Raw genomic sequence first — 24,852 nt, 5'->3', positions numbered from 1 at the left:
TGACCTCAAACACTCTGCGCGCAGGCGAGCAACTGACGCGCCGCCCACTGGTGGAAGAAGTGGGTCGGCAGATCCATTTCCGGGGAGAACGCCCCGCCGCCATAGCCAGGGGAATGACGGCCCTTCTGCATGCCTTCGACCGACGCGATGTCTTCGGCGAACACCACGCGCCAGGACTGCATGACCGCGTCACGCGCTGCCTCGTAACGGTCGTCCAGCGCCTCATCGCCGATATAGAACAGGCGCAGGTGCTCGATGGTTTTCCCGGGGGCGACCGGCTCCAGCATCATGGCGAAGGCATGGTCGGCCTGGATGCCCAGCAAGACGTTAGGGAAAAACGCGACGTACTCGGCGGTGCGCAGGCGATCCTGCGGCCAGGACGGGAACATCGGCAGGTGGGTACCGGCGACGTCGGACAGGTTATAGGCATGGCTGCCCTGGCCGGCGAACTGATCGAAGATGATGTTGTAGTGGTCTTCCAGGCGGGAATAGCTGTTCAGGCTAGGGTGCACCCATGGCAAGTGGTAGGCCTCGCAGTAGTTTTCCACTGCCAGTTTCCAGTTGCAGTTGACCTCGATGCTGACGGCGCCACTGTTGGGCTCGCGGCGCAACAGGTCCATGCCGTCGGTCCCCAGGAACTGGGTCCAGCGCTCGGTCAGGGGGGCTAGTTGCTCTTGCAGGTCCGGTGCGTCAGCCGACAGGTTGATGAACACCATGTCCATCCAGATGGCACTGCGCAACGCCTTCAGGCCATGTTTCTCGCAGGCGAAACGCTCGTCTTTGTGCTGGTTGATGCCGCCCACGTGAGGTGTGCCTTTGAGGCCGCCGTTCAAGTCGTAGGTCCAGGAGTGGTAAGGGCAGCGGATCACGCCCTGCACTTCGCCGGCCTGCTGCACAAGCTTGACGCCCCGGTGGCTGCAGACGTTGTGGAAGACCTGCACCAGGCCTTCGCGGTTGCGCATCAGCAACAGTGGCAGCCCCATGAAATCCACCGGTTTGACGTAGCTGGTGCTCGGCAGGTCGCTGGCAAAACCGACGCACGCCCAGTTGCGACCGAGCACGTGATCGCGCTCCAGGTCGAAATAGCGTTGTTCGGTATAAAACTCGTTGGTCAGGCCATGGGCTTCATGGATCGGAGCCAGGACAGTTTCCAGGGTTTGAGTCGGGATAAGGCGGGTCGCGGTCGTGGAAGTCATTATTATTTTCTCTTGCTGGCACGAATGAAAATGCACGGCAGGTCCGGCCTGCTGCATGACGGCGAGTTTCGGCAAGAAGAGGAACCCTCGACAAACGATTTTTCAGGCAGGCATTAATGACTATTGCTCATCAATGTGAAAATTGATTTTGGCTGATACGGTTCAGTTACCCCCGCAAATTCCCCGCTCTGAATTAATGATTAAATGTAATGAAATGATGAGGATAAATGAGTTGTTCGCCGCCCGTGTCTCCACCATTTTGTCGCCACATCCCGGGCCGTCATCGCCCCGAGGTCACCCTGAGGGGCGAATGATTGGCCGCTGGTAACAGCTGAACGTCGATCAGCCCTTCAACCGCAAAATCCACAACCCTTGAACAATAATAAAAGGGGAAAAAAATGCGTGCAGAATCGGGCCTTCTTAAAGGTCTCAACCCGAATGTAACGTTGGTTTCGATCACAACCGTGATCCTGTTTGTGCTGTTTTGTGCGTTCATGAATGAACAAGCGGCGAAAACGTTTGAAACCGCGTCAACCTTCATCCTGACCAACTTCAAGTGGTATTACCTGGCGCTGCTGAGCGGCGTGCTCTGCCTGCTGCTGTACATTTCTCTCAGCCGTTACGGCACGCTCAAACTCGGTGCCGAGCACGATCATCCCGAGTTCAGCTTTGGCTCATGGATCGCCATGCTGTTCAGTGCCGGCATGGGCATCGGCCTGATTTTCTGGTCGGTCGCCGAACCCATGTTGCATTACGCCGACAACCCTTTCTCCAAGGGCCTGACCGATGAAGCCGCGAGCATGGCCATGCGCATCACCCTGTTTCACTGGGGGCTTCATCCTTGGGCGATTTTCACCTTGATCGGCTTGAGCCTGGCATATTTCGCCTATCGCAAAGGGTTGCCCCTGGCGCTGCGGTCCCTGCTCTACCCGCTGATTGGCGACCGGATCTATGGCTGGATCGGCCACGTCGTGGACATCATGGGGGTGGCGATCACTGCCTTCGGTGTTTCCCAATCGCTGGGCCTGGGCGTTGCGCAAATCAATACCGGCCTGCACCAGGTCTTTGGCGTGCCCGTCAGCATCGGCCTGCAGCTGTCCATCATTCTGGTGGTCACGATCATCGCCTCCATTTCACTCCTGGCCGGTCTTTCCAAAGGGATGAAACGGATATCGACACTCAACATGTACATGTCGATCCTGTTGATGCTGATTGTTCTGGCGATTGGTCCGACGCGCTACATCCTCAACCTGATGTTCGAATCGACCGGTGACTATTTGCAAAACCTGGTCGGCCTGAGCCTCTGGATGGACACCCAGAAAGACACTCAATGGCAAAACTGGTGGACCGCGTTCTACTGGCCGTGGTGGATGACCTGGGGGCCGTTCGTGGGCCTGTTCATCGCCCGTATCTCCAAGGGCCGGACCATTCGCGAACTCATCGTCGGTGCCCTGGTGGTGCCCACGATGGTCACCATCCTCTGGATGTCGGTGTTTGGTGGCGCTGCGTTGAAGAGCGAGCAAACCGAACGTCAGCAGTATCAGAGCGCACCGTCTGGCGCTGAACAGATTCAGGAAAAAGCCACCTTTGAAGGCGGCACCGTCCTGCTGGCCACCAAGAAAGAAGCCACGGCGGCCATGTTCACCTTGCTCGGCAAACTGGATGGCCCGGTCATTGGCGGCGCGCTCTCGATCTTCGTGTGCCTGCTGCTCGCCGTGCATTTCGTCACCACCGCCGACGCCGGTACTCAGGTGCTCTGCACCTTGAATGCAATGGGCAGCACCAACCCGCCCAACTGGATCAGGCTGCTCTGGTGCATGCTCGAAGGCGGTGTCGCTGCCGGGTTGCTGCTGGCGGGAGGGCTCAAGGCGATTCAGATGGCGAGCATCGCAGCGGGCCTGCCGATCGCCATCCTGATGATGATCATGAGCTACACCCTGATTCGCAGCCTGCGGGAAGAGCCCTTCAGCGCCTTGCCCCACCAGCCTCCCGGTGGCCGCCTGCCGGTGCACGGGCAGACTCAGGAGTTTGTTTCGCCCGTTGGCGGTTCCTTGCTGGGCGACGTTGCGCCGTCATTGTTGACGGCTCGAAAAGCCGGCTGATCCTGGCCAGGTAAGCCCGTACTGCATCACGTTAAATACCAAAGCCGTCAGTCAAAAACTGACGGCTTTGTCGTTTCAGGATCGCGCCTTATCCCTGGATGGAAGGCAGCCCCATCAGCCAGTCGCGAAACAGCTTCACGCTGTGGCGGGGGCCCCGGGTACTGAGGGGCTCCAGCAGACAGAATTTGGCGTTGGTCTGCAGCACGGTATCGTTGGGACGGACCAGCGCGCCGGTACTCAGCGGATCATCGACCAGTTTGTTCCAGGCGAGCGCAACGCCCTGCCCGCTGATGGCCGACTGGATCAGCATGCTGTAGCTGTTGATGTTGATCCGGTGTTTGGGCGCAACCGGCGCGTGCTCCAGGCGCTTGAACCACTCCGGCCATCCGATCCAGTCTCTTTGCGAATCTTCAAGCCACAGCCAGGTACAAGACGACAACCCGTCGATGGATGAAAGCTGGGGATGTTTCTCCAGGTACGAGGGGCTGCACACCATGAATATCTCTTCCGAGAACAGTGGCGTTACGTCCAGCTCTTTCGGCGCCGCACTGCAGTAATACAGCGCCAGATCACAATCGAGCCTTGAGTAGTCCTTCACATGATCGATCGCGATGATCCGCAGATCGATTTCCTCATGTTGGCGTTGAAACTCCGCCACCTTGGGCAACAGCCAGAGCGATGCCATCGCGGTGCTGGTGGCGACGGTCACCTGCTGATCGCCACGCCATTGCCGTATCTCCCCCGTGGAGCGGGCCAGGCTTTGCAGACAGTCGCGAACCGTATCGTGGTATTGAACACCGGTCGGCGTCAGGTTGATGGTGCGGGTGGTCCTTTCGAACAAGGCCTTGCCCAGATAATCCTCAAGCAAGCGCACCTGACGACTGATCGCACCCTGCGTGACGTTCAGCTCCCGAGCGGCAAAGGTGAAGCTCAAATGCCGGGCTGCAGCCTCAAAGGCAATCAAACTATTGAGCGGCGGAAGAGGCTGAATTTTCAAGGGGTTTGCATCCACTGATTCTTGTTATTAGCGAGTGCTCCATTCTAGTGATTCGCTGGCAGGTGCGCGCAGGTTTTATGGTGTGTCGGCAATGCCAGGATCGATGCCTGTGCGCCCAGCGCGCGCCGCTTGCGAAGCATCCTAAGCTGGTATCATTCAACCATTCACCCGCTGAGTAGAAACAGATGAATCGCCGTAAGAAAATCACGCAGTTATTAAAGGCTCACGCGAAAAAGGCCAGTGCCAAACTGGCACCCGCCAACAAGACCAAGTACATCAGCAAGGCGGACCGGTTGAAACTGGCTGCCGAGGCCAGCCCGGACCCGATCATTACCCCTGAGAGCTGATGTTCCGTCTTGACCTGCGGTCATCCGCCGGGAGGAACACTTCAAATGGCGCGCTATTCTTTATCTGGGGGCACCCAGATACGGAGGCGCCAGCATGGCCACCTTGAAACTTCACCCTGCACTGGACAACGGTATCCAACCCGCCGCCGCGGATTTCACCGGTGGCACCCTGCAATGCCTGTGTGCGACCGACAAGGTCGAGGTCAGGATCGACGCGCAAACCCTGCATAACCATGCGTGCGGCTGCAGCAAATGCTGGAAACCGCAAGGCGCGACATTCGCCGTCATTGCCGTGGTCCCTCGGGATAAGGTCAGCGTCACGGCCCACGGCGAAAAACTGGCGATTGTCGACGAAACCGCCACCATCCAGCGCCACGCGTGCAAACAGTGTCACGCCCATCTCTTCGGGCGCATCGAGAACAAGAACCACGCATTTTATGGCCTGGACTTCGTCCACACCGAACTCTCACCCCAGCGCGGCTGGGCTGCGCCGGGCTTCGCGGCGTTCGTCTCGTCCATCATCGAAACCGGTACACCGCCCGCGCAAATGAAGGCGATCCGCGAGCGCCTGCGCGAGATCGGCCTGGCGCCCTATGACTGCCTGTCCCCGGACCTGATGGACGCCATGGCGACGCATGTCGCCAAACAGAAAGGCCTGCTTTCAGCCTGATTGACCGGCGCCGCGGTTTCTACAAAGGACCGCGGCGCCCGGTTCGCAAGCGTTCACTCATGCTGATTGCCTGCGCCAAGTCCCCGGTGATGTGCCGAACTGGCGTTTGAATGCACGGCTGAAGGCGGCCTCGGATTCATAACCCACGGCAAAGCCGATTTGCGCCACATTGCCGCGTCCTTCGCGCAAGTGTTGAGCCGCCACGTGCATGCGCCACAGCGTCAGGTATTGCATCGGTGGCTGGCCGACCAAGGCCGTGAATCGTTCCGCGAACACCGAGCGCGACATGCCCACTTCAAGCGCCAGGGCTTCCGCGGTCCAGCCCTCGGTGGGGCGCGCGTGGAGCAACGCCAATGCGCGACCGATATGTGGATCTCGCAACCCCGCCAGCCACCGGCGCCGCTCAGCGGGCAGGTTCGCGACATACTGGCTGACGGCTTCGACGAAGAGCAGTTCGGAAAGCTTGGCGATCACTGTAGCCGAGCCGACCCGCCCCGCCGCGATCTCACTGACCGCGAAACGGAAGGAGCTTTCAATCCAGGCGCCCGAGGCCGTGGCGCGAACATCCAGTTTCAATAAGGGGGGCAGCGACGACAGCAACGGACTGAACGGGGTTTCAGAACCGAGGAAGCCACACAATAACTGCGTGGTCTCACCGCCCCCGCCGTACTTGATACGAGAAATGCCACCGACTTCCGGCGGCTGGATGACTTCCCGCGCGAAAAAGGGGGCAATGCCCAGATCACTGCCAAACGTATGAATGTCATTACGAGGCAACAGGATGAGTTCGCCTGCCTGCACGTCGAGGGGGGCGCCATCGTCGATTTGTATGTGCATGTGCCCCGAGGCGACAAAGTGCGAGGCGATGATGTGTTTGGGGGCCGCCAGAAACGGTGCGCAATCGTCCGCAGACAGTTTGCCGCTGATGCACCAGGGCGCAGTGAATTCTGCCTCGAGAAAAACCCCTCCAGACAATCGAATCACCCGCAACACATCAGAAAGCGCATCCAGCAACGGCCACCCCCTTTCCGGAGTCCGGAGCATGTAATCAGGCGCACCGATCATTCATTGCCTGAACGACGACGCCTAGATTAGCACCAACGCGGACGCCGTGACCGAGACGCCCCACACACGTTCCAGCACCGGTCACTGACTCCGTCGTCAACCGTAATGGCCCTATCCCCACTTGAGATTCAAGGCCGGACCTATGCGTACATCTTTGGCCTGGTCGAGCGTTTTATCAGCGCAAAAATGCTCGATCAAGGTCGGGCGCATGTGTTTGACGACCAGCTCGCGCTCGAAGCGCTGGTGCGGTTTTCCAACGACGAGATCAAGCATCAGGAGCTGTTCCGGCGTATCGAGACGATGATTGGTGCGCAAATGCCGGCGGGGTATCGCCAGGTTGCCGACCCAAACGAGGTGGCGCGCGCAGTGCTGGCAGCCAGCACGTGGTCGGTGCTGGCGCTGACCTGTCATATCGAGCTGTTTGTTCAAACGCACTACACGCAAAGCATTGCCCCGCACGAGGCGCTATGCCCCCTGTTCAAGGATGTCTTCAAGTTTCACTGGAAGGATGAAAGCCGGCACGTCGTACTCGATGAACTGGAGTGGAAGGCCGAGCATGCGAAATGCTCACCCGCCGAGCGCGACCGGGCAGTTGACGATCTGATCGCGTTGGTGGCCGCAGTCGACACGATTCTGCAGGCACAATCGGAAGCCGATGCCGACTACTTCATTCGAAACGTCTCACCGTCGTTCAGTGTCGATGAGGCCGCTCAAATCAAAGCCAGCGTGCTGAGCGCCTATCGCTGGCAATACATCATCTCGGGCGTGCAGCATCCGCACTTTGGCCGACTGCTGACGCAGATGACAACACCCGCGCAGATGGCCAGGATTCAGGCCGCACTGGCACCCATCATCAACCATTGATCGACAGGGCCCGGCAACAACAGCGACGACGGTAAAGGTCGTGAGAGCGAGAAGCCGGAAAGTGATAATTCACCTGTGGCGAGGGAGCTTGCTCCCGCTGAGGCGCGAAGCGGCTCCAAAAAAGGGACTGCTGCGCACTCCAGCGGGAGCAAGCTCCCTCGCCACAGGAAAGACGTTGCCTGTCGGATGCCCCCCACATTCAGGGCAACCCCAGGTGCAGCCAAAATTATGAGCATCCTCGGTCATTGTGGGAGCGGGCTTGCCCGCGATGAGGCCAGCACAGCCAGCATTGATGTCGGCTGATCGTCCGCTATCGCGAGCAAGTTCACCCCAACCGGATGTACGGCTGGGCCGTAACTATCAGGAATCAAAACGGCTCAACGCCGCATACGGGTCAAACGGCAGGTAACGTGATTGCCGGTCACGCATGACCTTGATCATCGCGATCTCCGGGTCACTGGAAAACACCAGCCTCCCCCCGCTGGCCACGAGATGGTCCAGCAATCGCTCTTTCTCCCCGACCAATCCCTCCGGGTTGCGATCGTTGGCGGTCGTGACATTCAGGCTCAGCCAATGCGTGCCCGGAATCAAATCACCCGCGAACACCACCGGCCCGCCCGGCATGGCGATTTCCGGAATCAATTCCCCGGAGTGTAGCCGTCGCTGTAGTGGAACTGCCAGCCGTCGCCCAGCTCGTTACACCGGTCGCCATCGACCAGCACCAACCGCCCGCTGTTCTCGAGACTGCGCACGATCTGCCGGACGAACAAACCGCGATCATGGGAATGGTTGTGACAGGCACGGGACCAGTGGCGCGCACACGCTGATGTAACGCGCAGCGGGAAACAGCAGACACGGTATGTCGCCGTCTGCCACCGCCGCACAGAGTTCAGGGGTGAGCTGCGCATGCAAGTGCGTCAGCACCACCGCACTGATGTCGCCTTCCGCCAGGCCATACTGCGCCAGGCTTTCGAGCAACCCCGAAGGGTGCTTCTGACAGCTGCAGGTCCTTCGCAGTGGCGCAAGCAAGGCGCTGGCACCGGCCAGGACCAGGACCAGGACCAGGATGTTCCTGCCGCCTTGCTGCACCAACAGCCCACGCGAGGCCAGATCGACCAGGTTGTCCTGATCAGGCTTGATCCAGTCAGCCCACTGCTGCCGCGGCGTATTGCCGAACATCACGCCACCATCAAGCTTGCGACTTCTACCCGCCAGAGTGGATAAACAACGGTTCACGACAGACACCTCTTTGAATACGCGCCGTCCGGCAATGCGTGCGACGGAGACGTTTTATGAGGTGTACAGGGTAATCCGCCATCACGTCCTTGTTCCCACCCGAATGGAGTGGTTAACGGGCATTATTTGTTGCGGCCGGGCCTGCCCATTCAATCGTAGAACGGCGCCACCGATACCCGACTGCCAACAAAAAAGCTGTCGGCAACCAACCGCAGCGGCTGGAGGTCCAGGTCACTGGCTTTATCGCGGATCAGCTGTTGAAAGTGTCGATACACCGCCGCGTACTCGCCCTCCTCCGATACGGCCTGACGCACGCCGTCAATGCTCAACACCGCGCCGCCGTTGTCCAGTCGCAGGACGCCTTCGGCGCAGCGCACCTCGATGCTCCAGAGTTCATCATGACCGTGGTCGAAATCAAACTCCGCGCGAACATCGAGGTGACGCGCATCAGACATTTTGATGGACGCGGCAATCGGCGACTGGCAGTTGCTGGGGACGCGCAGTTCGGCAGACGCCACAAACAGCGGCAGCTTCAGCAGATGGGTGACAATCGACAACGCGTTGATACCGGGATCGAAAACGCCCAAGCCTCCGGGCTGCCAGATCCATGCCTGGCCCGGGTGCCATTTGCGTACGTCTTCCTTCCAGTCGATCTGCACGCTTTGCAGCGTGCGGGCGGCCAGCCAGTCACGGGCGGCTTCGATGCCGGGCGCGTAGCGGGAATGCCACGCGAACAAACCGCTGACGCCCTGCTTCCCTGCCAGATCGATCAACGCCATCGCTTCCCCCAACGTGGGGCACGGCGGCTTTTCCACCAACACGTGTTTGCCAGCGGCCAGCGCTTGTTGCACCAGCGCGAACCGTCCTTGGGGCGGTGTGCAAAACGCTATCGCATCGACCTCCGGGCCGTTCTCGAGCAACTCACTCAGGGACTTGAAGTTCTCGACCCCGGCGCAGGGCTGACCCTGGGTGGCGACAGACACCAACTCGAACGCAGGGTTGGCGGTGATAGCGGGAACGTGTTGATCCTGGGCAATCTTGCCGTAGCCCACCAGACCGAGACGGATCGGTTGCATCGATGACTCCTGATTGTTTGTCTTGTTTTTGTCCACGAGCGGGCAAGATTACGTCTGTGGCGCGGGGAAGTCATTGCTGATGTGTTGGTGCTCGGGCTCGTGCAGGTCTCAACGGGCCCTCTACGCCCCGATGACGCTTGGGACTCTTGAAAATGATGGCGCAATACCGGCACCCATCGCTAACACCCAACGTAGACACGTTCCCACCTCAATAATCCCACCCGACAAACCCGATAAATAGCGAGCTATTTGTTGATGAAAGTCTGAAGTATTCATTTGATTTTTCAGATTCTTTCACCGCGCGGCCTGTGCCTAACATCGGCTCCAGCAGCTGGCCATTGATCGCCTCGCAGCCTGACGTCGTCGAAGTGCTTTTGCAGTAGGCCCTGGGATTTTTGAGGATCACCGATGAAGCTGGAAATTTTCCGCACGCTGTGGGGTTACACCGCCAGCAAGGCTCAGGCGCTCGACGAGTTGCTGCGAGCGGGCTTTGATGGCATGGAGGCGCGCCTGCCACTGGACGCCGGTGAGCGGGCCGAGTTTGGCGCCTTTCTCCAGGCCAATCGCCTGGGCTATATCAGCACCGTCTTCACCGCGTACGACGTGTTGCCGGACCAGTCAGCAACCCCTGCCGTGCACCTTGATGACCTGAACCGCAAACTCGCCTGGGCTGCCGAACTCGGCCCACGTTTCGTCAACGTGTTGGCGGGCAACGACCGCTGGTCCTTGCCACAACAAGTTGAGTTTTTTGGCCAGGCACTGGAGCTGGCGCGCAAGCACGGCCAGGTCTGCAGTTTCGAAACCCATCGCTCGCGTTCGCTGTTCAACCCTTGGGTGACCCTGGAGTTGATCCGGCAACTGCCCGACCTATTATTTACCAGTGACATCAGCCATTGGGTCGTGACCTGCGAGCGTCTGTTGAATGATCCGGCCGATGACCTGAGCGCGTTCGTCGAGCGGGTTCACCATATCCAGGCCCGGGTTGGTTACGACCAGGGTCCGCAGGTTCCGCATCCGGCGGCGCCCGAGTATGCGAAGGAACTGGCTTTTCATCAGCAGCACTGGGAAAGCATCTGGCGTTCGCAGCAAGCCCGCGGTTATCAGGTCAGCACCCTCACCCCGGAATTCGGCGCCGACGGCTACCTGCACCATCTGCCCTTCACCAATGTCCCGGTCGCCGACCTGTGGTCATTGAATGTGTGGATGGGGCGGACCGAGCGCGCACACTTCGAGCGTTTCCACCCCTCAAGCCATCCTTAGGGAGCCCCTGCGTCATGCCTGACAATAAAAATAACAGTGCCAGCCCTGACACACACAAAGCCAACTTCAACAGCATCCCGGTGGTCAACATCGCCGGCCTGTTCAGCTTCGAGCTGGAACATCGCTTGGCCGTGGCCGAACAATTGGGTCGCGCCGCCAGTGACGTCGGGTTCCTCTATATCACCGATCACGGTATCGACCCGCAGCTGATCGCCAACCTGCGCAAAGCCGCCAAAGACTTTTTCGACCAGCCCCTCGACACCAAGATGCAGCACTACATCGGCACCTCGCAAACCCACAAGGGCTTCGTGCCCGAAGGCGAAGAGGTTTACTCCAAGGGCAAGCCGGACCACAAGGAAGCCTTCGACGTCGGCTTTGAAGTGCCGGCCGATGACCCGCTGGTGCTGGCCAACACGCCGTTGCTGGGGCCCAACGACTGGCCGCAGCTCGCCGGTTTCAAGGCATCGGTGCAGGCCTACTATGAAGCGATCTTTGCCTTGGGCCGTCGTCTGTTCGGCGGCTTCGCCCTGACCCTGGGCCTGGACGAAAACTATTTCGACAGCCTGGTCACTCGCCCACCGTCCAAGCTGCGCCTGATCCACTACCCGTTCGACGGCGCCGCCCACGACGCACCGGGTCTTGGCGCCCATACTGATTACGAGTGTTTCACCATCCTGCTGGCCGACAAGCCGGGCCTCGAGGTGATGAACAATCTTGGCCAATGGATCGATGCCCCCCCGATTGCCGATGCCTTTGTGGTCAACATCGGCGACATGCTGGAAGTGATGACGGCAGGTGCATTCGTGGCCACTGCACACCGCGTGCGGAGCGTGAAGGAGGAACGTTATTCCTTCCCGTTGTTTTACGCCTGTGACTATCACACCCAGATCAAACCGCTGCCCGGGTTCGCCCAGGCCGGCAACGACTACGAAGAAATCACGATCGGCGAACACATGTATGGCCAGGCGCTGCAGACCTATCAGTATCTGCGCGAGAGAGTGGCCAATGGGGACGTTCAACTGCCAGGCAAGGCACGCAAGCCCGCCAGTTTCGGACATTTGAAAAATCAGGCTCAACCGTCCTGATTGAAGTTTTCAGCAATACCCTCACCTACGCCGGAGTCTGTAACGAATGAAAAACAATAAAAAGAACCTGTTGAGCCTGGCTGTATTGGCAGCCGGTATGTTGGGTGCCTCGGCGAGCATGGCCGCAGCAGACACGTTCAAGGTCGGCATGGAAATCACTTACCCGCCTTTCGAGTCCTATGACAAGGACAAGAACGTGGTGGGCTCGGACCCGGAATTGGCCACGGCACTGGCCAAGCACATGAACGCCAAGGTGGAGTTCGTCGACACCAAGTTCCCGAGCCTGATCCTGGGCCTGAACTCCGGCAAGTACGACACGATCATCTCCGGCATGTACATCACGCCGGAGCGCCAGACTCAAGCCCAGACCATTCCCTACGCCAACACCGGCGCGGCGGTCATGGTGCCCAAGGGCAGCGAGATCAATGCGAAAACCCCTGAGGACCTGTGCGGTTTGAAGCTGGGCCTGGAACAGGGCACGACCTGGGTCAAGGAATTCAGGAAGCTGTCCGATGAGTACTGCGTGCCGAACAACAAAGGCGCCATTACCGTCAGCGAGTACCCTTCGGCACCCGAAGTGACCCAGGCCCTGCTGTCCAGGAACATTCAGGCCCAGGTTGAAATTGCCGGCGCCGCCAAAATGATCGCGGAAAAGACCAATGGCCGCGTGGTGATCACCACCGAGCACCCGATCTATCAGCAAACCCTGGGCATCTTCGTCAAGAAAGGGAATGACGAAACCTTCCAGGCCGTGCAAAAAGCCTTCGAAGAGACGAAAAAGAGCGGTGAATACGCCGCTATCCTTAAGAAGTACGGCCTGGAAGAACCGACCGCCCAGTAAGAACCTGTCCTTGTAGTCTGGTCATCTGTCGCCCCTGCACGGGGGCGGCAGATTGAGGTGCCCTATGCCATTCGATTGGTCGTATTTCTTCTCGCTGTTCTCCCTGCCTGACTTCTGGCATGCCTGCGTCACGGTCATCCAGCTCAGTGCCCTGGCCTGGTTCATCGGCATGCTGCTGGGTTTTGTCCTGGCCTCGGCCAAGCTGTCCCAATCGCCTTTCCTGCGCATTCCCGCCGCCGTCTACATCTGGTTTTTCCGCAGCATCCCGTTGCTGGTGCTGGTGGTGTTCGTCTACAACCTGCCGCAATTGTTTCCCGGCAGCGGGCCGATTCTGTCCAACCCCTTCTACTCCGGCTTGCTGGCCCTGGTGGTCACCGAAGCGGCGTACATGGCGGAAATCCATCGGGGTGGCCTGATTTCCGTGGCCAAGGGCCAAAAGGAAGCCGGGCGCGCACTGGGTGTCGGCCTGTTCGGCATGCAACGCCTGATCGTGATCCCACAGGCTTTCCGTATTTCGCTGCCCACGCTGATCAATGAATACATCACCGTGGTCAAGCTCACATCGCTGGTCTCGGTCATCTCCCTGACCGAAATCCTCACGGTCGGCCAACGCCTCTACGCCACCAACTTTCTGGTCATGGAAACCCTGGCGGCCGTCGGCGTCTATTACGTGTTGATCGTCACCGTTTTCGGCTTTTTCCTGCAGCGCCTGGAGCGCTACCTGGACCTGAACTTCCGCAAGCCGCACACCCTCGACGCGGCGACCATCGCCCAGTTCAAGGCCAGCGCCGAAGCGTTGCCCGACACGGCGCGCAAAGCCGCCGGCAACAACACAACGCCGATCCTGCAACTGAAGAACATTCAGAAAAGCTACGGCACGCATAAGGTGCTGCTGGGCATCGACCTGACGGTCGAATACGGCCAGGTGGTATCGATCATCGGGCCATCGGGCTCTGGCAAAACGTCGCTGATTCGCACGGTCAATGGCCTGGAAAGCATCGATACCGGCGACATCCTGTTGTTCGGCGAACCCTTCATCGAATCGTCGGACAAACCCAACAGCCCTCGCCTGCGCAAAGGCGTGCGGCACATCGGCATGGTGTTCCAGAACTTCAACCTGTTCCCGCACAGAACCATTCTCGACAACGTCACCCTGGCACCGCGTTACCACGGCCAGCCGGGCGAATTGAGTGAGCATCGTGCGTATGCGCTTCTGGACAAGGTTGGCCTGCTGGCCCACGCGCACAAGTACCCGCACCAGCTCTCCGGCGGGCAGCAACAACGCGTGGCCATCGCCCGGGCCCTGGCGATGGAGCCACAAATCATGCTGTTCGACGAGCCGACCTCGGCCCTCGACCCGGAACTGGTCAACGACGTGCTCAACGTCATCCGCGACCTGGCGAAGGAAGGCATGACCATGCTGATCGTGACCCACGAGATGGACTTTGCGATGTCGATCTCCGACCGGGTAATCTTCATGGAGAACGGTAATATCCAACTCGATGCCGCCCCGGAAACCATACGGTGCGATGCCGAAGGTGAGCGAGTACGACGTTTTATGGGCATCGGGGCCCGTTCGCCAAACCTGTCGGCCACGGTGGACCACGCATGATTCTTTCTTTGAGCCCTCTTCTTTCAGGAAAACACCCATGAATCTCGGAATAGCAGGACGCTGGGCGCTGGTCTGCGCCGCCAGCAAAGGCCTGGGCAAAGCCTGCGCACAGGCACTCGTCCAGGAAGGCGTGAACGTGGTGATTACCGCGCGGGGCGAAGCAACGCTGAATGAAACAGCCCGTCAACTTAGGGCGATCAATCATGAAGTGACGGTCATCGCCGTCGCCGGAGATATTTCGACGGCCGAGGGTCGGGCAGCAGCGCTCAGCGCCCATGAGCATTTCGATATTCTGATCAACAACGCTGGCGGCCCTCCTCCCGGGGATTTCCGTGAATGGAATCGCGACGCCTGGCTCAAGGCGCTGGACGCCAACATGCTGACCCCGATCGAACTGATCAAGGCCACCGTCGACGGCATGGCCGCACGCGGATTCGGACGGATCATCAACATCACCTCGAGTGCCGTGAAGTCGCCCATCGAAAGCCTGGGCCTGTCCAATGGCGCACGCAGCGGCTTGACAGGATTCATCGCCGGGCTCGCCCGGCAAGACAACATCGCCAGTCGCAATGTCACGATCAACAACCTGCAACCCGGCTCTTTCGATACGGATCGACTGCGTGGCAACCTGGTCGCTGCGGCCGAAGAGATGGGGCAAGACAGCGAGGCATTTCTGGACGAATGCCGTAGTGAAATTCCTGCCAAACGCTTCGGTTCACCCGAGGAGTTCGGTGCGCTGTGTGCCTTCGTTTGCAGCAGCCATGCCGGCTACCTGACGGGGCAGAACCTGTTACTCGATGGCGGCGCCATTCGCTCCAGCCAATAATCATAACGGGAGCGGATGGCACCGGTGCTTTCGCCATCCGCTTCAGTTCGCCGCCTCCCGCACCGATCGTCTCACCTCAGCCTGAATGGCATACGCCGGTGCCTCCACCGCGTTGAAATCCTGTGTGTACCGCTGGGCAAATTCGTCCACGCCCCATTCCTGATACTGCTGCACATGCTTGAGTTCGTGCGCCCAGAGCGCGACGTCCTGTTCGGCGGCCTGAGGGTCCCGGAAGAGGATGACGTCGATCAGCGTCACGGCGCCGACGTCGGGGTTTTGCAGCATCGCCGTGGCGGCGCTGAACTGGGTGCTGTCGCTGACTTTGTAGCGCACTAAATCAAGAATGGCGGGCTCGTACCAGCGCAGCAGTTGCTCGCGGATGTGCGCAGGAATCGGTTGGGTGCCGGCGATCGCGGCTTCATCGCGCCCCTGGGTCAGCCACAACGCCAGCGCAGGCGCGGCGACCTGGTAGATGCCATCAGACATCGGCCCCAGCACCTGCCCCAGATCCGGCAGGCAGATGCAACTGTCCAGACACACCTGTTTCTCCCCTGCCGGGCAGGCGTCGGACTGTGCCGGCTTCGCAAGAATGAGGCAAAGCGCAAACAGCGCCACCAGGCGCGTGGTGATGGACGGCATGAATCCTCCACAAATGTGACCGATGGACCTTATCCCGATTCGTCAGGACGCCAGATAACGGATAGTCTCCGAGCACATCATTTCGAAGCGCCAAACCATGACCAACCCGGATTTTTCACTCGACCTCGACGCTATCCGCAGCATAGACGCGGTGCCCGTGATCTTGAGTATGGTTAAACATCTGACCGGCATGCGCTTCGCTGCGGTTGCCCGAGTCACCGAAAAGAACTGGGTGGCGTGCGCGGTCGATGACTCCATCGATTTCGGGCTCAAACCCGGCGGTGAACTGGTGCTCGAATCGACCATTTGCCATGAAATCCGGCAACACAAAAAGCCGGTCATTTTCGGCCACGCCAGCGCACACCCCATCTTTTCGCTTCACCACACGCCCAAGACCTACGGGCTGGAAAGCTACATCTCGATTCCCATCGTCAAAGCCAATGGCGAATTCTTCGGAACGCTCTGCGCCATCGATTCAGTCCCGGCGAACCTTGATGAGCCCGCCATTGCGCAAACGCTCACCCTATTCGCCCAACTGATTGCGATGAGCCTAGATACCCAGGAGCACCTGCACGCCACAAAAGCCGAGCTGAAAACCGCCAATGAACTTGGCCGGTTGCGCGAGCAGTTCATCGCCGTACTGGGGCACGACCTACGGACACCGCTGAGCGCCATCCGCATGAGCGCCGATTTGCTGGAAACCAAGACACACGACAAACGCTCCCTCAATCTGATTTCGGCGATCCGCAACAGCTCGATTCGCATGGGCGTGCTGATCGAAAACATCCTGGACTTTGCACGGGGGCGGCTGGGAGGCGGCATTCCGGTGCAGCGCAAGCTGGTGGACGATCTGCAGCACACGCTGCAAATGACCCTTGAAGAAGTCCAGGCGTCCCACCCGCACGTCACGTTCATCAGCTCGCTGGGCGTGCCCGGCGGCGTCTATTGCGACGCGTTGCGCATCAGCCAGTTGCTTTCAAACCTGCTTGGAAACGCGGTCACCCATGGCTCGACCACAGCGCCGATCATCCTGAGGGCTTACTCAGAGAACGACGAAATTGTGCTGTCGCTGACCAATCAGGGCACGCCGATTCCGGCGCAATTGATGCCGCTGCTGTTCGAGCCGTTCTCCCGATCCGAAGCCGGACAACGCGGTGAAGGCCTCGGGCTGGGACTCTACATCGCGTCACAGATCGCGACGGCTCACAATGGAACCTTGAGTGTTTCCTCGACGATAGAAGCGGGAACCCGTTTTGTCGCGAGATTCCCCGCGCAATTCAAATGGGTGTAGGCGAAGGCAGCCACAAGGTGATCATCTGATTCTTTGCTTGCTCTAAACATATGGAAATACGTATATTCGTTTTTCCATATGTGAAGAGCTGCCGATGATCACACCTCCCGACGTATTCAAGAGTCTGGCAGACGAGACCCGCGCTCGCGCCACCCTGCTGATTGCCAGCCAGGGTGAGCTGTGCGTCTGCGAGCTGATGTGCGCGCTGGACGACAGTCAGCCGAAGATCAGCCGCCACCTCGCTCAATTGCGCAGCAGTGGCCTGCTGCTGGATCGTCGTCAGGGCCAATGGGTCTATTACCGGCTCAATCCAGACCTGCCCGATTGGGTGCACGAGATCCTCCAGGTCACGTCCAAGGCCAATTCAGACTGGCTTCAACACAACGCGTCGCGCCTGCAGAACATGGATGGCCGCCCCGTTCGTGATGCGGCGTGCTGCTGAAACCTGATCGAATCCACCCCAGGCGAAAGGAGCCATTCATGCGTGTCCTGTTCATGTGCACAGCCAACAGCTGCCGCAGCATCCTGTCCGAAGCCGTGTTCAATCACCTGGCACCGAGCGGATTCGAAGCGGTGAGCGCCGGCAGTTTTCCCAAGGGCCAGGTTCTTCCTCGCAGTCTGGTGACGCTGCAACAGGCCGGAATTTCCATTGACGGCTTGTCCAGCAAGGGCAATGACGCCTTCGAACACAACCCGCCGGACATCGTCATCACTGTGTGCGACAAGGCCGCCGGTGAAACCTGCCCGGTGTACTTCGGTCCGGCGCTGAAAGCCCATTGGGGCCTGGAAGATCCATCCGACGTGAACGGTGACGACGCGGTGATCGATGCCGCCTTCCGCGCCACGTTAGCGCGCATCGAGCAACGCTGCACAGCCTTCCTCGAACTGCCCTTTGCCGGCCTCGATCGCCATGAACTCAAACATGAGCTCGATCGAATCGGCACGCTTTAAGGAGTCACTATGTCAGAACATCTGCCCAACCTTGATCCCACCCTGTTCGATGACGTGCAAATCTCTTCTGCGGATCCGCAAAAACCGCGCATCCTGCTGCTTTACGGGTCGACCCGCGAACGCTCTTTCAGCCGTCTGTTGGTAGAGGAAGCAGCACGCTTGCTGGAGCACTTCGGTGCCGAAGTGCGCATCTTCAATCCGTCCGGTTTACCGCTGCCCGACGACGCTCCTGTCGAGCACCCCAAGGTGCAGGAACTGCGAGATCTGGTGCTGTGGTCCGAAGGCCAGGTCTGGTGTTCGCCGGAACGGCATGGCGCGATGTCGGCCGTGTTCAAGGCGCAGATCGACTGGATCCCGCTGGAACTGGGCGCCGTGCGTCCGACCCAGGGCAAAACGCTGGCGGTGATGCAGGTCTGCGGTGGCTCGCAGTCTTTCAACGTGGTCAATCAGCTGCGGGTCTTGGGACGCTGGATGCGCATGTTCACCATCCCCAATCAATCCTCGGTGCCGAAAGCCTTCACCGAGTTCGATGAAGCCGGCCGGATGAAACCGTCGCCCTTCTACGACCGCGTGGTCGACGTGATGGAAGAACTGGTGAAGTTCACCCTGTTGCTGCGCGACCGCCAGGAATTTCTGGTGGATCGCTACTCGGAACGCAAAGAGACCGCCGAGCAACTTATCGCCCGGGTAAACCAGCGCTCGATTTGAGGTCGCCCCTGCCTGGTTTCCAGTGCAAAATGTCCGCCATTTTTTTCATCTCCAAAGGTACCCGTCATGCCCCTGGGCAAACGTGAACTGGCGCGCATTGAGCGCCGTTTGATTGCAACGCTGACCGATGCTTGCGAGACCGCAAAAAGTGAAATCAAGGGTTTCACTTGGCTCACCCACACCGCGGATTTGGACGCGTTTGTTCAAACGCTGAGGGTGACGTGGGTGTTTGAAACGCTGGCCGACAAACAGCTTGCCCAGGCCAACGCGAAAGTGCGGATTTTCGAGCTGACGGCTACCGCGTTGCTCGAAGCAGACATTGACGTTAAGGCTTGCGATCGAACGGTCCTGTTCGATTCCGAGGAAGAATGCCAGCGCGCTCAGGGTGGCGACTGGCAGAAGCGCCTCGCGCAATCCCGCGCCACCAAGGGCCATTGACCATGGCTAAAGAAATCGAAAACCCGTGCATTTCGGTCTGCCAGTTGAGCGGCGATCTGTGTGTGAGCTGCGGGCGCAGCAAGGAAGACATCCGCAAGTGGAAACGTATGAAGCGACCGGAAAAAATGGCCGCCGTGCAAAGGGCGAATGTGCGCTTGAAGGGATTGAAGAAATCGCACTGATCGCCTGTCCTCAATGACCACCCATCAGTTAAAGCCCATGCGCCTCGCAGACCACTAAACTCCACAGGGGGAATGAAATCAACGCACCCTTTTCAGGAGATCTGTGATGAACAGAACATCTTGGCTGGCGTTGGTCGTGGCGGCAGGGGCGATAACCGGTTGCGCAAGCAGATCCGACATCGTCGATGTACCCCTGATGGCTACCCCGCAAAACGCACAGCATATCGCTCGAGCAACCCTCAGTCCGGTGGGCAATCAAACCAGCGTCTGGCTCACGGTCGGTGGTGTCCCGCACGACCTCGCCTTACCCAGCCGTCTCGATACCGCCATCTACGCCGGCTCATGCCAGCATCTGAGCGCACAACCGGCCTACGAGACCCGTCAGTCCAACAGCGTCGACTATCCATCAATGGCGCCGAGAACCCAACATTGGGCACAAGCACCGGTGGCGCTGAGCGAACTGACCAAGGGTGACTATGCCTTGCTCGTCCGCACCAGCCCGGCAGATGGCAGCCGACCTCTTTTCTGCGGCAATATCAGCGCTGGCTAGGGCCATCCGTGAGGGACCGTGGCCTGTGCAAGATGCGTCAGGCCATGGTGACGGCTCTGTCAGCACCGAACACCCAGAACGTTATTCTCCGGACACCTTTATCAGCGGACGCAGCACCTCGCGGGAACCCTGCTCGTGGCTGATGTCCATGCGCCGATGAGCGATACGCCAGCCGGCTGGCGTCAATGCCCAGCGATCCTGATATTCGGCCAGCGTTTCGTACGTCTTGTCCGCAAGGCTGCCGGCACCGCGATGCGCAGCGCGCACATACACCCGGCTCTTGACCATGGAATCATTCGCGTCCACCAGCAAATTGCCGAGCATGTGCTGCGAGGGGCCACAACCTTCCAGGTGCATGCGGATCATGTCGAGGATAGGCTCGCGTCCTTGCAGGTGATGTACACCGCCATAATCGGCGGTGGCCTCCTCCAGAAAAACATCCTCCAGCGCAGCCCAGTCCCGTTGGTCGCAGGCGCGAGCATAGCGGCAAAGGACATCATGGAGGTCGCGCTCAAGCAGCAGGGTTTTGATATCCATTTCTGACTCTCGGTATTTTTTGTCATTGAAAAATAGCAATACCGATGGCCATCGACATGGTCCATTTGGAGGGCTTTCGCCCCCCATGCGCCAGGTCCTAAACGCCGGACAGAACCGCTGGATCTCCCGAGCGCCAGACGTTATCGACCGTGACGCGTTGAATAACCCACACCTCGCCCTGCCTGACCAAATTGATGTCGTAACGGTTCTTCATCAGGTAATGGCGCGAATGATCGCTTTGCGGGACGTGCTGCGCTTCCACGAGGGCGTCAAGACGCGCCTTGTCGCCGTCAATGCTGACCCGGGGATTGCTCACGGAATGTGTCGTGTCGATCCCGGCGAGTGAGCCCGACAGCGCTGCGACGATGGTGTCCCGGCCTTCCAGCACAGGGTATTCGAAGCCGGCTTTGGCAGCGGCGGGCCTGAAGTCGGAAACCGCATCCTCTGCGAATGCCGATGCCAGCAAGTCGCTGTCGCGCAGATCGATGCCGGCGGCGAATCGGTACAGTGTTTCAACCACCGCGAGTTTGTCGGCGGTGTCGTGGGAATATTGGAGTGACATGGTTTTTACTGCCTTAGGTGAAGTGAATTGCCATGGTATAAGTTGTATACCAGATATCAATTACGCACTTTGAAGTCATCAGGTTTACCGGAGGAAACCCCATGCAGGAGTTAGCTGACCGAACGCTCGCCGGAATCGGCTCAAGCGCCGACAACAAAGTCGATTGCTCGAGCCGTTTTTTGCTGGATCAGATCGCGGACAAGTGGTCGGTGCTGATTCTCTCGGCGCTGTGTGACAAGCCCCTACGGTTCAACGAACTCAAACGCTGCCTGGAGGGCATTACGCAAAAGGCATTGACCCAAGCCCTGCGCCGGCTCGAGCGCAACGGCATACTGGCCCGTCGCGTCATTCCGTCCTCGCAGATTGCGGTGGAGTACAGCATCACGCCGTTGGGGCGAACGCTCGAGGAACCGTTTCGGGCGTTGTACACCTGGACCATCAATCACGTGGACACCGTCCTGCAGGCGCAGCTGGCCTTCGATGAGCGCGATAAAGAACCCTTGTAGCCGCTAAAAATCAGTGACGGTCGTACCGGCAATGGTCTCGGCGAATCCAGCGCCGAAAACCCGTGCCGGCGTTTCAAAGCCGGGCCGTCGCTCACCGCCCAGCACCCGTCGCGCGGCCTCCACCGCCGCCAACGGCGTGTAGGTGTAACCATTGACGGTCTCGATGACCGAGCGCACGACGGTGCCGTCGGCGCCAGTGACTTCGGCCACGGCGCGGGCGCGATGGGCTTCGCGTTGCTGCGCGCTCGGGCCGTCGGGAAGTTGAGACAGATCTCCCTCCGGGAAGGCATCACCGGTGATGTGCACGAACATGGCAATGTTCGGGATCCCGGTGGAATGCCAGCCCGTGACCAGGTCGCCAAAGGACAGCGGCGCGCACATTGCCGGACCTTCGCCGAAATCGAAGTGCTGCGGCTGGGCGTCCGGGGTTTCAATCAGCAGGCCGTCAACGCGCTGTAAAAGCCCGGCGCCAATGATCTCGCTGACGCTCATCGCCGATCCCCGTGACATGGAGCCGGCCACCTGCAAGGCCACCCTCAACGAGTGTGGATTCTGCACGCGACGAGCAACCTGCATCGCCAGGCAATCTGTCGGCACCACGTCCCAGCCGACGCCTGGAAGCAACATCACACCCGCCTCGGCGGCAACCGCGCCGAGCCGCTCCGCTTGCCGATAGACATTGATCTCGGCCGTGATGTCCAGATAGTCGACCCCGGACTTGATACAGGCTCGCATCAAGGCGTCCGCCGTTTGGGCGAAAGGCCCGGCGAAATTCAGCAGCACGCCGATGCCATCCAGGGATTCTGCTGTAGGGGAATCCGGGGTGAACACTCGATAAGGAACATCAAGTTCGGCCGCGAGCGATTGCAGTGTTGCGGCTGTACGCCCCGCGATCACAATATCCAGCCCCAATGCCTTGGCATGCTCGGCCGCCATGCGACCGGTGTAGCCCGTCGCCCCGTAGATCATTAATGTCTTCATTGGGCGTGCTGCCAGTTCTTGTAGACGAATTCGAGGCTGTAGCCGTCAGGGTCAAGCACATTGGCGGCGTAGTAGTTGGGGTCGTAATGCAGACGCGCACCCGGGGCGCCGTTGTCCATCGCGCCATTTTTTATCGCCGCCGCATAGGCTGCATCGACCTGGGCCTTGTTGTTCGCGACGAAGCCGACATGAACCGCCCCGCCCTCTACCACGCCCTGGCGCAACCAGAAAAACATTCGCCCATTGGCGCCGAACCCTTTGAGATCAGGATGACCGGGCGGGCCATCCTTGCCGTCGTAATCGAGCCTGGCGGTGATGCCAAGCGGGGTCAGCGCGGCGGTGTAGAAACGAACGGAGCGATCAATGTCGCTGACGCTGAGAAAGAGATGATCAAGCATTGCAGTGCCTCACGATTCAAAGACTGATTCAGATGAAATAGCCGCCAGCGACTTCGATGGATTGGGCATTGATCCAGCCCCCTTCTTCCGACAGCAGCGTGGCGATAACCCGAGCGACGTCCTGCGGCTCGCCCACCCGGCCAAGCGCCGTTTGCGAAGCCAGCAGCGCCTCGAACTCGTCATTCAAACCGCCCCCCAGCTCCGTACGGATCGCCCCCGGCGATACGGAATTGGCCCGAATGCCTCGTGGTGCGAATTCCTTGGCCATGTAGCGGGTCAGCACGTCCAACCCACCCTTGAACGCCGCGTAAGGCGCGACGCCCGCCGTAGCAACGCGAGTTGTGGCGCTGGTGAGGTTGACGATGCCGGCGCCCTCGCCCATCAGCGACAGCAAGGTTTGCGTCAGGAAAAACGGGCCTTTGAGGTGGACATTCAGCAAGCCATCAAACTGCGCCTCGGTCACCGATTCCAGGGGATTGAACAGGCCATGGCCCGCGTTGTTGACCAGCCCTCCGAGGGTCGTCACACCCCAGGTCGCCAGCAAGGTCTGTCGCACTTTTTCACGGAAACTGTCGAATTGGCTGACATCCGCCACGTCCAATTCAAGCGCCACGGCTTTGCCGCCCGAGGCCTCGATACGCTGGACGACGGAAGCTGCGGAATCAGCATCACGCTTATAGGTCAGGATGACGCCCATGCCTCGACGGGCGCACTGTTCGGCGGTACTGGCGCCGATGCCACGGCTGCCGCCGGTGATGACGATAACGTTCATAGGGTGCTCCAGAGGTCGGGTGAGATGAGTCACCACAGTACCCACCGCCGCCAGGGCGAGCGTAGTCGTTCCTGCTCATTTCCTGCCTGTTTCTGCTTTTTGCTTGCGTGGACGTATCAGCGTGAGTTCAGATGAGTCCCATGACAAACCCACTGAATGAACTTCGCACCCTGGCCTCCCGAGCCGAAAACCGCCGCACGGAAACGGGCATTCCGCGTGTGGCCATGGTTCAGGGCGAAATTCCTGAACACTTGCTGGCGGCCGTTTACGACCCGATGATCAACCTGATTCTGCAGGGCAGCAAATCCATGACCATCGCCGATCGCACGCTTCGCTATGACCCGGCGACTTACTTTGTCATGTCCATCGAGTTGCCAGCGGTCGGGCAGGTTAATCCCGGCCCTGACGGCGAGCCTTACCTGGCCGTCAGCCTGACGCTCGATCCCATTGCCTTGACGACACTCCTGGCGGATTTGCCTAAACCTGCCGAACAGCACGAAAAAGAGGCCGGTTTTTCGGTGGCTGCGGTCACGCCCGACTTGATGGACGCCTGGGTGCGCATGCTGCGTTTGATGGCCCGGCCCGAGGAGATCGCGGCCCTGGCGCCAGTCTATGAGCGGGAGATTCTGTACCGTGTCCTGCAAGGTCCGCATGGCTGGATGCTGCGAGATATCGCGGCGCCCGACAGCGCCATGGCGCGAGTCAATCTGGCGATTCAGCACATTCGCCGGGACTTTGCCGAACCCATCCGGGTGGACGCATTGGCACAACTCGCGTCGATGAGCGTGTCAGCCTTTCACCGTCACTTCAAAGCCGTCACGGCACTGAGCCCGTTGCAGTACCAGAAAAGAGTTCGCTTGCTGCAGGCACGAACGCTGATGGTGGCCAACGCCAGGAATGTCACCCATGCGGCGTTCGAGGTTGGCTATGAAAGCGCGACGCAATTCAGCCGGGATTACGCACGGGTGTTTGGCTTGCCGCCGGCGCGAGATGCGGCACGGATTATTGGGGAAACCCGGGGGGCATAGCCGCTGACGCGCCCGCCCCATCCCCTGTGGCGAGGGAGCTTGTCGGAACGCCGCACCGTCCCGCTGGGTCGCGAAGCGGCCCCAAAAATGGGCCTGCTACGCAGTCCAGCGGGAGCAAGCTTCCTCGCCACA

At 59.7% G+C, this 24,852-nt stretch carries 27 protein-coding genes and 2 pseudogenes; 18 read left to right on the top strand and 11 right to left on the bottom strand.

All coding sequences use genetic code 11. The features are described 5' to 3' along the window. Positions 1–5: 5 nt before the first annotated feature. Positions 6–1,196, bottom strand: coding sequence for an aromatic ring-hydroxylating dioxygenase subunit alpha (locus EJA72_RS16525; protein ID WP_157712500.1), 1,191 nt, complete (start codon positions 1,194–1,196; stop codon positions 6–8). Positions 1,197–1,594: 398 nt separating this feature from the next. On the opposite strand from EJA72_RS16525, the gene EJA72_RS16520 reads away from it, so the two are divergent. Then, the gene (locus tag EJA72_RS16520; RefSeq protein ID WP_157712499.1) at positions 1,595–3,298 is read left to right on the top strand and encodes a BCCT family transporter; all 1,704 of its coding nucleotides are present in this window, start codon (positions 1,595–1,597) and stop codon (positions 3,296–3,298) included. 88 nt (positions 3,299–3,386) lie between these two features. On the opposite strand, the gene EJA72_RS16515 is transcribed toward EJA72_RS16520, so the two are convergent. Further along, a complete protein-coding gene (locus EJA72_RS16515; RefSeq protein WP_157712498.1) occupies positions 3,387–4,295 on the bottom strand; it encodes a LysR substrate-binding domain-containing protein in 909 nt (302 codons plus the stop codon). 185 nt (positions 4,296–4,480) lie between these two features. On the opposite strand from EJA72_RS16515, the gene EJA72_RS16510 reads away from it, so the two are divergent. Together EJA72_RS16510 and gfa are read left to right on the top strand one after the other, a co-directional pair. Further along, positions 4,481–4,642, top strand: coding sequence for a DUF2986 domain-containing protein (locus EJA72_RS16510; protein ID WP_157712497.1), 162 nt, complete (start codon positions 4,481–4,483; stop codon positions 4,640–4,642). A 94-nt stretch (positions 4,643–4,736) separates the two neighbouring features. Beyond that, the gene (gene gfa / locus EJA72_RS16505) at positions 4,737–5,312 is read left to right on the top strand and encodes an S-(hydroxymethyl)glutathione synthase (protein ID WP_157712496.1); all 576 of its coding nucleotides are present in this window, start codon (positions 4,737–4,739) and stop codon (positions 5,310–5,312) included. A gap of 57 nt (positions 5,313–5,369) precedes the next feature. Here gfa and EJA72_RS16500 read toward each other — a convergent pair whose 3' ends face one another. Continuing rightward, the gene (locus EJA72_RS16500; protein WP_157712509.1) at positions 5,370–6,326 is read right to left on the bottom strand and encodes an AraC family transcriptional regulator; all 957 of its coding nucleotides are present in this window, start codon (positions 6,324–6,326) and stop codon (positions 5,370–5,372) included. A gap of 174 nt (positions 6,327–6,500) precedes the next feature. Here EJA72_RS16500 and EJA72_RS16495 point away from each other — a divergent pair. Beyond that, a pseudogene (locus EJA72_RS16495) lies at positions 6,501–7,241 on the top strand (diiron oxygenase); the annotation flags it as partial. Positions 7,242–7,601: 360 nt separating this feature from the next. Here the strand turns inward: EJA72_RS16495 and EJA72_RS16490 are convergent. Together EJA72_RS16490 and EJA72_RS16485 are read right to left on the bottom strand one after the other, a co-directional pair. Beyond that, a pseudogene (locus EJA72_RS16490) lies at positions 7,602–8,420 on the bottom strand (MBL fold metallo-hydrolase). Positions 8,421–8,626: 206 nt separating this feature from the next. After that, positions 8,627–9,553 (bottom strand): Gfo/Idh/MocA family protein, encoded by a 927-nt coding sequence (locus tag EJA72_RS16485; RefSeq protein ID WP_157712494.1) that lies wholly within the window; start codon positions 9,551–9,553, stop codon positions 8,627–8,629. 408 nt (positions 9,554–9,961) lie between these two features. On the opposite strand from EJA72_RS16485, the gene EJA72_RS16480 reads away from it, so the two are divergent. The 5 genes from EJA72_RS16480 (at position 9,962) to EJA72_RS16460 (ending at position 15,177) form a co-directional block, all read left to right on the top strand. Next, the gene (locus tag EJA72_RS16480) at positions 9,962–10,813 is read left to right on the top strand and encodes a sugar phosphate isomerase/epimerase (protein ID WP_157712493.1); all 852 of its coding nucleotides are present in this window, start codon (positions 9,962–9,964) and stop codon (positions 10,811–10,813) included. Positions 10,814–10,827: 14 nt separating this feature from the next. Beyond that, a complete protein-coding gene (locus EJA72_RS16475; protein WP_157712492.1) occupies positions 10,828–11,898 on the top strand; it encodes an isopenicillin N synthase family oxygenase in 1,071 nt (356 codons plus the stop codon). Between the two features lie 46 nt (positions 11,899–11,944). After that, entirely contained in the window at positions 11,945–12,739 is a 795-nt protein-coding gene (locus EJA72_RS16470) for an ABC transporter substrate-binding protein (protein WP_157712491.1), read from the top strand. A 64-nt stretch (positions 12,740–12,803) separates the two neighbouring features. After that, positions 12,804–14,351 (top strand): amino acid ABC transporter permease/ATP-binding protein, encoded by a 1,548-nt coding sequence (locus EJA72_RS16465; RefSeq protein ID WP_157712490.1) that lies wholly within the window; start codon positions 12,804–12,806, stop codon positions 14,349–14,351. A 37-nt stretch (positions 14,352–14,388) separates the two neighbouring features. Then, complete coding sequence (locus EJA72_RS16460) at positions 14,389–15,177, top strand: SDR family oxidoreductase (RefSeq protein WP_157712489.1); 789 nt, start codon at positions 14,389–14,391, stop codon at positions 15,175–15,177. A gap of 42 nt (positions 15,178–15,219) precedes the next feature. On the opposite strand, the gene EJA72_RS16455 is transcribed toward EJA72_RS16460, so the two are convergent. Beyond that, complete coding sequence (locus tag EJA72_RS16455) at positions 15,220–15,816, bottom strand: DUF4157 domain-containing protein (RefSeq protein WP_157712488.1); 597 nt, start codon at positions 15,814–15,816, stop codon at positions 15,220–15,222. Between the two features lie 97 nt (positions 15,817–15,913). Here EJA72_RS16455 and EJA72_RS16450 point away from each other — a divergent pair, with 97 nt between their 5' ends. The 7 genes from EJA72_RS16450 (at position 15,914) to EJA72_RS16420 (ending at position 19,936) form a co-directional block, all read left to right on the top strand. Beyond that, complete coding sequence (locus EJA72_RS16450; protein ID WP_157712487.1) at positions 15,914–17,107, top strand: GAF domain-containing sensor histidine kinase; 1,194 nt, start codon at positions 15,914–15,916, stop codon at positions 17,105–17,107. Between the two features lie 94 nt (positions 17,108–17,201). Continuing rightward, positions 17,202–17,549: a metalloregulator ArsR/SmtB family transcription factor gene (locus EJA72_RS16445; RefSeq protein ID WP_157712486.1), complete on the top strand. Its 348-nt coding sequence runs from the start codon at positions 17,202–17,204 to the stop codon at positions 17,547–17,549. 38 nt (positions 17,550–17,587) lie between these two features. Then, complete coding sequence (locus tag EJA72_RS16440; RefSeq protein WP_157712485.1) at positions 17,588–18,058, top strand: arsenate reductase ArsC; 471 nt, start codon at positions 17,588–17,590, stop codon at positions 18,056–18,058. 9 nt (positions 18,059–18,067) lie between these two features. Then, positions 18,068–18,766: an arsenical resistance protein ArsH gene (gene arsH, locus EJA72_RS16435; RefSeq protein ID WP_157712484.1), complete on the top strand. Its 699-nt coding sequence runs from the start codon at positions 18,068–18,070 to the stop codon at positions 18,764–18,766. A gap of 66 nt (positions 18,767–18,832) precedes the next feature. After that, a complete protein-coding gene (locus EJA72_RS16430; RefSeq protein WP_157712483.1) occupies positions 18,833–19,204 on the top strand; it encodes a hypothetical protein in 372 nt (123 codons plus the stop codon). 2 nt (positions 19,205–19,206) lie between these two features. Next, positions 19,207–19,386 carry a DUF1289 domain-containing protein gene (locus EJA72_RS16425; RefSeq protein ID WP_157712482.1) on the top strand — a complete coding sequence of 60 codons (180 nt, stop codon included), beginning with the start codon at positions 19,207–19,209 and terminating at the stop codon, positions 19,384–19,386. A gap of 106 nt (positions 19,387–19,492) precedes the next feature. Then, entirely contained in the window at positions 19,493–19,936 is a 444-nt protein-coding gene (locus tag EJA72_RS16420; RefSeq protein WP_157712481.1) for a hypothetical protein, read from the top strand. Between the two features lie 81 nt (positions 19,937–20,017). Here EJA72_RS16420 and EJA72_RS16415 read toward each other — a convergent pair whose 3' ends face one another. Both EJA72_RS16415 and EJA72_RS16410 read right to left on the bottom strand, forming a co-directional pair. Further along, complete coding sequence (locus EJA72_RS16415; protein WP_157712480.1) at positions 20,018–20,473, bottom strand: nuclear transport factor 2 family protein; 456 nt, start codon at positions 20,471–20,473, stop codon at positions 20,018–20,020. A gap of 97 nt (positions 20,474–20,570) precedes the next feature. Further along, on the bottom strand, positions 20,571–21,035 hold the full coding sequence (locus EJA72_RS16410) for a nuclear transport factor 2 family protein (protein ID WP_157712479.1): 465 nt from the start codon (positions 21,033–21,035) through the stop codon (positions 20,571–20,573). Between the two features lie 101 nt (positions 21,036–21,136). On the opposite strand from EJA72_RS16410, the gene EJA72_RS16405 reads away from it, so the two are divergent. Further along, a complete protein-coding gene (locus EJA72_RS16405) occupies positions 21,137–21,541 on the top strand; it encodes a helix-turn-helix domain-containing protein (protein ID WP_157712478.1) in 405 nt (134 codons plus the stop codon). 3 nt (positions 21,542–21,544) lie between these two features. Here EJA72_RS16405 and EJA72_RS16400 read toward each other — a convergent pair whose 3' ends face one another. From EJA72_RS16400 to EJA72_RS16390, 3 genes are read right to left on the bottom strand one after another with little or no spacing between them, the layout of a single operon-like run. After that, complete coding sequence (locus tag EJA72_RS16400) at positions 21,545–22,522, bottom strand: trans-acting enoyl reductase family protein (RefSeq protein WP_157712477.1); 978 nt, start codon at positions 22,520–22,522, stop codon at positions 21,545–21,547. Continuing rightward, positions 22,519–22,920 (bottom strand): VOC family protein, encoded by a 402-nt coding sequence (locus tag EJA72_RS16395; RefSeq protein WP_157712476.1) that lies wholly within the window; start codon positions 22,918–22,920, stop codon positions 22,519–22,521. The genes EJA72_RS16400 and EJA72_RS16395 overlap by 4 nt, the downstream gene beginning before the upstream one ends. Positions 22,921–22,948: 28 nt before the next feature. Then, on the bottom strand, positions 22,949–23,692 hold the full coding sequence (locus EJA72_RS16390; protein ID WP_157712475.1) for an SDR family NAD(P)-dependent oxidoreductase: 744 nt from the start codon (positions 23,690–23,692) through the stop codon (positions 22,949–22,951). A gap of 140 nt (positions 23,693–23,832) precedes the next feature. Here EJA72_RS16390 and EJA72_RS16385 point away from each other — a divergent pair, with 140 nt between their 5' ends. Further along, a complete protein-coding gene (locus EJA72_RS16385; protein WP_178129396.1) occupies positions 23,833–24,720 on the top strand; it encodes an AraC family transcriptional regulator in 888 nt (295 codons plus the stop codon). Positions 24,721–24,852 lie beyond the last annotated feature (132 nt).

Origin of the sequence: Pseudomonas sp. PB120 (genome assembly GCF_009761815.1) — a bacterium.
Classification (GTDB): Bacteria; Pseudomonadota; Gammaproteobacteria; order Pseudomonadales; family Pseudomonadaceae; genus Aquipseudomonas.
Note: the sequence above shows the minus strand (reverse complement) of the source record. Positions and strands in the feature narration are given on the sequence as shown.

Bases quoted from the DNA above. Each gene is read 5' to 3' on its own strand.
- EJA72_RS16525 (WP_157712500.1), bottom strand. From the start codon at position 1,196: ATGACTTCCACGACCGCGACCCGCCTTATCCCGACTCAAACCCTGGAA.
- EJA72_RS16520 (WP_157712499.1), top strand. From the start codon at position 1,595: ATGCGTGCAGAATCGGGCCTTCTTAAAGGTCTCAACCCGAATGTAACG.
- EJA72_RS16510 (WP_157712497.1), top strand. From the start codon at position 4,481: ATGAATCGCCGTAAGAAAATCACGCAGTTATTAAAGGCTCACGCGAAA.
- gfa (WP_157712496.1), top strand. From the start codon at position 4,737: ATGGCCACCTTGAAACTTCACCCTGCACTGGACAACGGTATCCAACCC.
- EJA72_RS16485 (WP_157712494.1), bottom strand. From the start codon at position 9,553: ATGCAACCGATCCGTCTCGGTCTGGTGGGCTACGGCAAGATTGCCCAG.
- EJA72_RS16480 (WP_157712493.1), top strand. From the start codon at position 9,962: ATGAAGCTGGAAATTTTCCGCACGCTGTGGGGTTACACCGCCAGCAAG.
- EJA72_RS16475 (WP_157712492.1), top strand. From the start codon at position 10,828: ATGCCTGACAATAAAAATAACAGTGCCAGCCCTGACACACACAAAGCC.
- EJA72_RS16470 (WP_157712491.1), top strand. From the start codon at position 11,945: ATGAAAAACAATAAAAAGAACCTGTTGAGCCTGGCTGTATTGGCAGCC.
- EJA72_RS16465 (WP_157712490.1), top strand. From the start codon at position 12,804: ATGCCATTCGATTGGTCGTATTTCTTCTCGCTGTTCTCCCTGCCTGAC.
- EJA72_RS16460 (WP_157712489.1), top strand. From the start codon at position 14,389: ATGAATCTCGGAATAGCAGGACGCTGGGCGCTGGTCTGCGCCGCCAGC.
- EJA72_RS16455 (WP_157712488.1), bottom strand. From the start codon at position 15,816: ATGCCGTCCATCACCACGCGCCTGGTGGCGCTGTTTGCGCTTTGCCTC.
- EJA72_RS16450 (WP_157712487.1), top strand. From the start codon at position 15,914: ATGACCAACCCGGATTTTTCACTCGACCTCGACGCTATCCGCAGCATA.
- EJA72_RS16445 (WP_157712486.1), top strand. From the start codon at position 17,202: ATGATCACACCTCCCGACGTATTCAAGAGTCTGGCAGACGAGACCCGC.
- EJA72_RS16440 (WP_157712485.1), top strand. From the start codon at position 17,588: ATGCGTGTCCTGTTCATGTGCACAGCCAACAGCTGCCGCAGCATCCTG.
- arsH (WP_157712484.1), top strand. From the start codon at position 18,068: ATGTCAGAACATCTGCCCAACCTTGATCCCACCCTGTTCGATGACGTG.
- EJA72_RS16430 (WP_157712483.1), top strand. From the start codon at position 18,833: ATGCCCCTGGGCAAACGTGAACTGGCGCGCATTGAGCGCCGTTTGATT.
- EJA72_RS16425 (WP_157712482.1), top strand. From the start codon at position 19,207: ATGGCTAAAGAAATCGAAAACCCGTGCATTTCGGTCTGCCAGTTGAGC.
- EJA72_RS16420 (WP_157712481.1), top strand. From the start codon at position 19,493: ATGAACAGAACATCTTGGCTGGCGTTGGTCGTGGCGGCAGGGGCGATA.
- EJA72_RS16415 (WP_157712480.1), bottom strand. From the start codon at position 20,473: ATGGATATCAAAACCCTGCTGCTTGAGCGCGACCTCCATGATGTCCTT.
- EJA72_RS16410 (WP_157712479.1), bottom strand. From the start codon at position 21,035: ATGTCACTCCAATATTCCCACGACACCGCCGACAAACTCGCGGTGGTT.
- EJA72_RS16405 (WP_157712478.1), top strand. From the start codon at position 21,137: ATGCAGGAGTTAGCTGACCGAACGCTCGCCGGAATCGGCTCAAGCGCC.
- EJA72_RS16400 (WP_157712477.1), bottom strand. From the start codon at position 22,522: ATGAAGACATTAATGATCTACGGGGCGACGGGCTACACCGGTCGCATG.
- EJA72_RS16395 (WP_157712476.1), bottom strand. From the start codon at position 22,920: ATGCTTGATCATCTCTTTCTCAGCGTCAGCGACATTGATCGCTCCGTT.
- EJA72_RS16390 (WP_157712475.1), bottom strand. From the start codon at position 23,692: ATGAACGTTATCGTCATCACCGGCGGCAGCCGTGGCATCGGCGCCAGT.
- EJA72_RS16385 (WP_178129396.1), top strand. From the start codon at position 23,833: ATGACAAACCCACTGAATGAACTTCGCACCCTGGCCTCCCGAGCCGAA.